Genomic DNA, 6,773 nt, shown 5'->3' with positions numbered 1-6,773 from the left:
CCATCGCATCCGGCATTATGGTCTCTTTGCCCATGGCGCACGCGCCGCCAACCTGACCCGAGCCCGCACGCTGCTTGGTGCGCGTGAGCCGCCCTGTGAGACGGTGACCGCCGACCCGGCCGGCGCCCCAGCCCCACCATGCCTGACGCAGCCCTGCCCCTGCTGCGGCGGGCGCATGCTCATCGTCGAGCGGTTCGCGCGCGGGTCTTCGCCAGCACACCGGCCATCGGCCCCGACGGCTGTGATCCGGATCGACACCTCATGAAACCGATGGCCCTCACGCGCTGCCGCCCTGTTGCTCGTCACCATGGCTGGTCCTGCGCCGGCCACGCTGGTGCCCGGTCAAATGGGGTGTGCACCCTGCGGGTGGAGCATCGATGGGCACCGTCGCGCCAACTCCGCCACGGCGATAACGCCCCGCTCCGGCCCATCGACGCCGCCACTCTGCCGGCTTGGGTGCATCGGCGTCGATCCCGCACCCGATCCGAAGTGCCCAAATCCCCATAGATGAGCGCGGCACGCACGGCGCCCAACCGTTCCGCGGGTTCCTTCCCTGGAGGCTTCCGGACGCCGGCCCCGGTGCACGTGGTTGCGTCTGCGACGGGCCGGCATCCGAAACCCTACACAGAAGCGGCCCGCCCGGGATGCCGTGCAATCTCGTAAAAAAGCCCATTTCATGTAACGGGATCGCGGCCGCTCACGCCTCGGGCCGCCGGAACACGCCCTGGATCACGTGCCCGCGCCCAACCAGTTCCGGCGGCGGGTTCTCCCAGTCCACTTCCTGCGGGGTGCGCCCGTGCCAATAGACCATCCAGCGGCCCTGGTCGTCCTGATACACGCCGTAGATCAGATGGCCGCGCCACGCGCCGCGCGAGACGCGGACGAGATCGCTCGACGACCGCAGCGCGTGCCCTGCGCGGCCGAGCCATTTCAGCGGCACGGTGGCTATTTCGGGAACAGAAGCTGGACCTGGGCCCGGACCTGCCAGTCGGCGGCCCCGCTGGGCCTTGCGACGTTGTAATAGGCCGCGAGCTGCGCATTGACCGCCTGCTTGTCGATCTTGAACACGCGCCCGAAGCCGCCGCCGACCGGCACGGTCCAGCGGTCGCCGTCACTGGCCTCCCAATCGGCCGTGATGATCGGCGATGACGTCAGGTACCAGCCGCCGGGCAGGTTGTAGTTCACGAAGGGCTGCAACAGCATCTGGTTGACGGGAGCACGGTTGCTCTTGCCCGCGAAGGACCACACGTTGTTGACGAGCACGCCGAGCACCCAGGGGCCCTGGATGGTCAGGGCGACGAAGGTCGGGCCGACCGAGTACTTGCCCTGCGTGAGGGTCTTGTCGGTGCCGGTCGGGAACACGAAGGTCGGGCCGATGCCCCAGATGATGCCGTGCGTCGGCTGCTTGGGCGAGAAGAAGAAGCTCGGGTTGATGTCGCCCAGGCCGAACTCGCGGTCGCCCGTCACCGTCAGGGGCGGTTGTGAGATCACCGGCGTGACCCAGCGCGTGATCAGGTTCCAGTCCCGGTCGAGGGTGATCGGGATGACGGGCTGGATGTTGAGGACGTCCTGAAGCTGCTCGTGCGGGCCGACATGGAAGTTGAAGTTGTTCTGGAACGGCACGCTGATCATGTCGGCGATCGGGTTCTGCGCCGCCTTGGCGAGATCGCTCGTGCTGGCCTCGTGCCCCTCCTGGGCGAAGGCGAACGAGCTTCCGAACCCCGTGACAAGGGCGAGTGCCAGCCCCCATCCTGACAGCCCGCAGGTCGTGCATCGTCCAGTCATGAGGTGCTCCGTCCGAACGCCCCAACCCGCCCACAGCCAGTCAAGCAGAGTTCTGGTGGGGGAGATACGCTAAAGGCGGCCGTGCCTGCGCAAAGTTGCGGCTTGTGGTCCATGGGTCACAGGACGGCACCGGGGCAGCCGCTGCTCGCGAGCCGCAGGCGGCGGATGGAAAGCCTCGTCACGTCATGCCCTGCCCGGACCAGAGCCGGGGATCGGCGCCGGTGATCTCGATGAGAAAAGCGCGGCGCTTCACGGGATCGGGATGGCCGGGACATGGCGAACTATTGCATCCGCCTTACGGCTGGCAGCCGATAGGAGCCATCGAGGACCGGCGTCTCCGGCCCGTAGAGGCGCATGGTGAGATTGAACGGCCGGACGGCGCAGGCAGCCAGTTCGATGTGTCGGCGGGACGGTCCTTCTGGATGAGGATCGTCAGCGACCCATCAGCGCCAGGCTTCAGCCCGTCCGTCGTGCTGCCGATGCTGTAGCGGTCGAACTCGTTCTCGACGAACAGCATGTCGGAGCCGTACATCGCCATGTTCCAGAACACGGAGACGGGCGGCAGCTTGCCGGCATCGAAGCGCAGGACGTACTTCCGTTCTCCCGTCAGACTCTCGCCTTTGTCGTCGACGGCCGTGTTGGGATAGAGCACCTGGTCGGAGAGCTGGGCCCCAAGCTCGTACTTGATGAGCGCTGCACGGAGGCCAGGATCATAGCCGGCGCGTCCGCCGGAAAAGGTGTACTTCCAGCCGTTGGCGATCTCGCCCGCCGCCTCCCACTTCCTGTCGACGATCTGCTCGCCTGCCTTCGCGGCGCGGGCCAGGCCGCGCCGGGTCGGCTGGTCAAGGCTCTGCCATTCGAAACCCTTGCCGACGCTCAGTCCGATCTGGCGGAACGAGGCGACGAGAGTGTCATCGGAGTCGGCCGAGGTCGGCAGCCTCTGGCTCATCGCATACCCGAGTTCGTCGAAGAAGCGGAGGTCCTGCGGGGCCTTGCTGTCGTTGGTCGCCATCAGGGGCCGCTCGGCCGGTGGCTTGTGGGCAAGCCCATCCCTCAGGTAAGCGGACAGCGGCATCAGGTGAAAACCCTCCTGGGCCTCCACGGCCTTGGGCAGATCGGCCGCGCCCTTGGCCAGGATACGCACTGCGGCCACGCCGATCTTGGTGCGCAGTCTCACCTCGGTCATGTCGCCGTGCACGGCCCCGGCAAAGTCCGGCCCGGTGATGACATAGACGCCCGGCTGCGGTCCCTTGATGCCGCCGATGTTGCGGACGACCTCGTCGAACGAGTCGCCGATCTGGACCAGATACCAGCGCGGCTCCGTCAGGGCGGGCACGAACACCACGACCGGTTCGGCCGTGAGATCCAGGGTCCCATAGGCATCGACCGTGACGTTGTTGGGCGTGACGACGAACCTGTCCTTGGCCGTCTTGAGTTCCGGGAACCGACGGAAGTCGTTGATGTAGGTGCCCCCGGCCACGATGCCCTTCGGAGTCGAGAGGCTGTAGTAGCGGAGCGGATAGCCCCACAGGAAGGCTTGCAGGCCGAGCGCGTAGGCATTCTCCTCGCGAGCCTGTTCAGCGGACAGCGTGGTGCTTGGCGAAGTCTGGGCGTGGACGGCTTGCGACATGACTGGAAACGCCAGCAGGAAGGTTGCCCCGATCGTCGCGATGGTCAGTTTGTGCATGACATGGTCTCCGATCATTGCGCCGCGACCTTCTCGATGTCCGGCAGCGTCCAGGTCTTCTCGAACAGCGGCTTCCCGGGGCCGTAGAAACGGACGAGCACCTCGAACCGTCCGGCCGGATCGGTCTCCACCCAGTTCGAGTCCTTGCCTGCCGGAGGCCTGGGGCCGAAATACAGATCGGTGGTCCCGTCCGCATTCTTCTGCAAGGCAGGATCCTGCGACGAGCGGCTCAGGCGAGAGGCGCCGCGGATCAGCGTATGGGTCTCACGGTTGTAGACCACCGCCGACCAGTATTGCGACGACGGCACATTCGCCGGGACGGCCGAGGCGGTAATGGCTGCCGCCCTCGAGCGGTTGCCCCTGCCGGTCCTTGCTGCCCATCAGGTAGAACTGGCCGGCACCAAGATGCTTGACGGTTGAGAACGCCCAGTAGTCCGTCAACGCGCGCGCATCGATGGGATAGCTGTCCGGCGTCTCGTAGAACGTCGCCGAGGTCTCAACGAGGCCGGGGGCGGCGGGAACCGCCCATCGGGCGCCTTCGAAATAGGGCACGAAGACGGTGTCGAAGCGCAGGTTGAGCCAGGCTTGCGCCTCCTTGGCGGCGGCTTCGAGCAGCGGTTTCGTCCTGTCGTCCGGATTGAACGGCTTGCCCTTCTCGATAGCAATCGACTTCAACATGTCGATCATGACCTTGTCGCGCTCCAGCCATGGCTCGGCCTGCACCATGCGGTCGAGCGACTGGAAGAAGCGCAGGTCGTAGGGGATCGTGGAATCGAACACGATGCCGGCAGCGTCGACGAACGTCGTCTTCGGCGGGTTGGCGGCCTGGGACAGCGGGTAGAGCTTGATCCGCCTGCCGTATGCGACCGCCTTGGCGACGTCCGCGTCGCTGTTGCTCTTCACGATGGACCGCAGCAGCGCGTAGCCCTGATACGTCATGGACGGCAGCGCGATGTAGCCAGCCGGCGCGTCGCCTTTGAAGTCGGGCGGCAGGATCAGGTACTTGCCGCCCTTGCCCTTGTCGACCCCCGCCGGGCCGACGTCTTCGAGCGCGGCCTGCCAGGAATCCATGATGGTGCCCGTGATCGAGCCGTCGTCGGCAGGCGGGATCTCCAGGACGATGGGCCCGACATCCTTGGTGTTGAAGAACGGCTTGAAGTAGATCGTGTCGGGATTGGGTGTCAGGGTCTGGTTCTTTGAATCGAGGAACCCCGACCAGTAGACGATCTGGTTGAAGTCGCCCTTGGCGTCGCGGATCATCGCCTGGACCATGCGGTCATAGTTGACCGCCGGGATGCCCCAGTTGACGGCCTCGACCGCTCGCCGCGCGATGGTGCGGTCGACCAGATCGGAGGCCGTCGATGGCGACTGCCCTTGTGCCACGGCCGAGAAGCTGACCATGGCTGCGAGGGCGGGTATTGCGAACTGGATCCGTGTCATCGTGACCTCCGAATTGTCTCCCGCGCAGGAGCATTCGCCAGATCACGACATGTAAGGAGACCAGTGTGCCTCGGTGCCCGGCTCAATCATTTTCAAGATAGGCGACTTGCTGAAGTCAGGTATCGGGTGAAACCCTGAGATCCGGACAGATTCGACCTGAAAGCTCATGTGTCCTGAAGGTCCGCCGCAGATCGAAAATGGAAGACGAATGAGGATGCGCGAATGTCCATCAACGTTTTTGTCTCAGGCGCTCAATTCTTTTCCTCCCCCCTCAAATCCCCCCGCCATCCTTGAACCACCATTCCCGCACGTCCCAGCCATAACCTTCCTCGCGGTTGATGCGCTCGAGATGGGCGACCAGCTCGTCGCGCAGCTCGTTGAGGCTGCGGCGGGGTTTGGGGGCGTCGACGGCGTCGTCGTGCGCGGCGAGAGGCGGGCGGATGTGCTTGTCCATCTCGCCGAGGGTCCGGGTGAGGCGGGCGAGCGGCTGGAGGGAGCGTTCGGCGCGCTCGATGGGCTGGATCTCCAGCACCTCGGCGTGGCGCTCGGCGAGGGTCCAGAGCCGGTCGACGATCTGCTCGCGCCGGTCGGCCGGCGGGGCGTCCCGGCGGGCGCTTCGCCCGGGCGGAGCGGGGCTCGAGGGCGCAGGGCTCGGGGTCTCGGGCCGGTCTGGAGCCGCAGAATCGGCCGGGCGGCGCCAGCCTTCCTGGCGCGCATAGCGCGACACGGTGGTGGCCGACAGGCCCAGCGCCTGGGCGATCTGCCGGAAGGAGAGGGCGGAGCCCTCCACCCGCGCGCGCATCTCGGCGACCTGTTCGGGCGTGAGCTTGTCCCGCTAATACGCGGAGATGGGCAGGACGGGCGGCATGGCTTTCGCCTCTTCGAACCAGAACAAAACAGGAACAATATAACGGTCGCACGGAAACCGTCAAGGTCGGAAAGGGCCGGGCAAGCGCAAGCGTTGCCGCGCCGGGCCCGGCGGCGTAGATTTTCCGCCAGGGAATCCTGCGAGCGATCTCATGAGATCGCTCATGAGGATCTCTTGAAGGCGCGGAGGATCTGTCGGATTCCTGTTCAGCCGGGTCTTTGGAGCGGAAGCGAGGCTTACGAACGCTATATGGGCCGCTGGAGCCGGCGGGTGGCCGCTCGCTTCGCCGACTGGATCGGGGCTCCGCCGCAATCCGCCATCGTCGACGTGGGGTGCGGGACGGGCGCTCTCGCGGCCGCGCTGCTCGGGGCCTGCGATCCGGCCCGCCTCGTCGGCATCGACAGCGCGCCGGCCTTTCTCGACGCGGCACGTGAGCAGGTGCGGGACCCGCGCGCCTCCTTCGCCCAGGGCGATGCCCAGGCGCTGCCCGGGGCGGACGGCGCCTTCGACGCGGCCGTCTCGGGGCTGGTGCTGAATTTCGTGCCTGACAAGGAGGCGATGATCCGGGAGATGGCCCGGGTGGTGCGGCCGGGCGGAACGGTGGCGCTCTATGTCTGGGACTATGCCGGGCACATGCAGATCATGCGGCACTTCTTCGATGCGGCCACGGCGCTCGACCCCGGGGCGCGGGAGTTCGACGACGGCGTGAAGGCGCCGGTCTGCCGGCCGGAGCCCCTGCGGCGGCTGCTCTCGGAAGCGGGCCTCGCGTCCGTGGAGGTGCGCGCAATCGACATCACGGCCGAGTTCGCGGATTTCGACGATTACTGGACGCCCTTCCTCGGCGGAACCGAATCGGCCCCGAATACTCTGATGTTCGTTGTCAATGAGCTTGGACGTGGGAGTGCGATCCCAGGGCGGGAGCCGGGTGTGGCAGGATGGAGCGATTGCGCAGGGCTGGCGGCAGAGCCGTCAAGACGACGGTTGAGCAAACTC

The 6,773-nt window shown here is 66.4% G+C and carries 7 protein-coding genes and 1 pseudogene; 2 read left to right on the top strand and 6 right to left on the bottom strand.

Features of this window, described 5'->3' with window-relative positions:
• A pseudogene (locus FS320_RS46355) lies at positions 1-265 on the top strand (IS91 family transposase); the annotation flags it as partial.
• Between the two features lie 432 nt (positions 266-697).
• Here FS320_RS46355 and FS320_RS35260 read toward each other — a convergent pair.
• The 6 genes from FS320_RS35260 to FS320_RS35240 form a co-directional block, all read right to left on the bottom strand.
• Positions 698-940 (bottom strand): hypothetical protein, encoded by a 243-nt coding sequence (locus FS320_RS35260; RefSeq protein ID WP_152717020.1) that lies wholly within the window; start codon positions 938-940, stop codon positions 698-700.
• 5 nt (positions 941-945) lie between these two features.
• Positions 946-1,785, bottom strand: a complete 840-nt coding sequence (locus FS320_RS35255) for a hypothetical protein (protein WP_192926379.1) — start codon at positions 1,783-1,785, stop codon at positions 946-948.
• A gap of 295 nt (positions 1,786-2,080) precedes the next feature.
• Positions 2,081-3,472 carry a DUF1254 domain-containing protein gene (locus tag FS320_RS35250; protein WP_244627595.1) on the bottom strand — a complete coding sequence of 464 codons (1,392 nt, stop codon included), beginning with the start codon at positions 3,470-3,472 and terminating at the stop codon, positions 2,081-2,083.
• A gap of 14 nt (positions 3,473-3,486) precedes the next feature.
• Positions 3,487-3,753, bottom strand: coding sequence for a DUF1214 domain-containing protein (locus FS320_RS50415; protein WP_338105618.1), 267 nt, complete (start codon positions 3,751-3,753; stop codon positions 3,487-3,489).
• Positions 3,737-4,912 carry a DUF1254 domain-containing protein gene (locus FS320_RS35245; protein WP_338105617.1) on the bottom strand — a complete coding sequence of 392 codons (1,176 nt, stop codon included), beginning with the start codon at positions 4,910-4,912 and terminating at the stop codon, positions 3,737-3,739. Before FS320_RS35245 ends, FS320_RS50415 begins: the two co-directional genes overlap by 17 nt.
• Before the next feature lie 271 nt (positions 4,913-5,183).
• A complete protein-coding gene (locus FS320_RS35240; protein WP_152717019.1) occupies positions 5,184-5,714 on the bottom strand; it encodes a hypothetical protein in 531 nt (176 codons plus the stop codon).
• Between the two features lie 315 nt (positions 5,715-6,029).
• On the opposite strand from FS320_RS35240, the gene FS320_RS35235 reads away from it, so the two are divergent.
• On the top strand, positions 6,030-6,773 hold a 744-nt coding region (locus FS320_RS35235), incomplete at its 3' end, for a class I SAM-dependent methyltransferase (RefSeq protein ID WP_152717018.1).

Source organism: Microvirga tunisiensis (genome assembly GCF_009296175.1).
Lineage (GTDB): Bacteria > Pseudomonadota > Alphaproteobacteria > Rhizobiales > Beijerinckiaceae > Microvirga > Microvirga tunisiensis.
This window is presented reverse-complemented; position numbering and strand designations above follow the sequence as displayed.

Bases quoted from the DNA above. Each gene is read 5' to 3' on its own strand.
- FS320_RS35250 (WP_244627595.1), bottom strand. From the start codon at position 3,472: ATGCACAAACTGACCATCGCGACGATCGGGGCAACCTTCCTGCTGGCG.
- FS320_RS35240 (WP_152717019.1), bottom strand. From the start codon at position 5,714: ATGCGCGCGCGGGTGGAGGGCTCCGCCCTCTCCTTCCGGCAGATCGCC.
- FS320_RS35255 (WP_192926379.1), bottom strand. From the start codon at position 1,785: ATGACTGGACGATGCACGACCTGCGGGCTGTCAGGATGGGGGCTGGCA.
- FS320_RS35245 (WP_338105617.1), bottom strand. From the start codon at position 4,912: ATGACACGGATCCAGTTCGCAATACCCGCCCTCGCAGCCATGGTCAGC.